We start from the raw sequence: 635 nt of genomic DNA, 5'->3' as shown, positions 1-635 counted from the left end.
CGTAGTGAGAGAGAGAAAAGTTTAGCCGAGGGTGGTGATGGGCTTGTATCGTATGCTCAGATAAAACTGCGTTCAGGCGATGTTTATCCTGAAAAGGGGCGTTTTGAATTTGTTGATAATCGTGTCAACCAAAATACTGGAACAATCAAAATCCGTGCTGTTTTCGATAACCTAGACGGAATGTTGATATCAGGGCAGCACGTTACTTTACTGGTAAAGCGCGTCCAAACTCAGAGTCAAATCGTTATTCCGCAGAAATCTATTCAAGAAGATCAACTTGGTAAATATGTTCTTATGCTAGATGAAGACTCTGTCGTAAGAAAAAGGCCAATACAGGTCGGCATGCGATTAGGTGTAGGGCAAGTTATAGAGTCAGGAGTAGAAGTTGGTGAACTATTGATTGTTGACGGTCTTCAGAAAGTTCGCGTTGGAAGTAAGGCGGAAGCATCTCAATCCGTGGTACCTAAATAGATCTTAGCAGGAGCGTAGCGATGTTCAGTGAGTTTTTTATTCATCGGCCGAAGTTTGCTTTTGTTATTTCAATTGTTCTGGCTTTATCTGGTTTCATTGCTCTTCAACTTTTACCGGTGGCCCAGTTCCCTTCAATTACTCCGCCTGTTGTTCAAGTTAGTGCG

2 protein-coding genes are annotated in these 635 nt (G+C 42.5%); both read left to right on the top strand.

Annotated elements, in window-relative coordinates:
- Positions 1 to 471: efflux RND transporter periplasmic adaptor subunit (locus A3739_RS06710; protein WP_156502413.1), on the top strand; the 471-nt coding region annotated here is incomplete at its 5' end.
- 20 nt (positions 472 to 491) lie between these two features.
- A partial coding sequence (locus A3739_RS31335) for an efflux RND transporter permease subunit (protein WP_156502412.1) occupies positions 492 to 635 on the top strand: 144 nt, incomplete at its 3' end.

The organism is Oleiphilus sp. HI0067, from assembly GCF_001635735.1.
The sequence above is the reverse complement of the archived record's forward strand: the minus strand, read 5'-3'. Positions and strand labels throughout refer to the sequence as shown.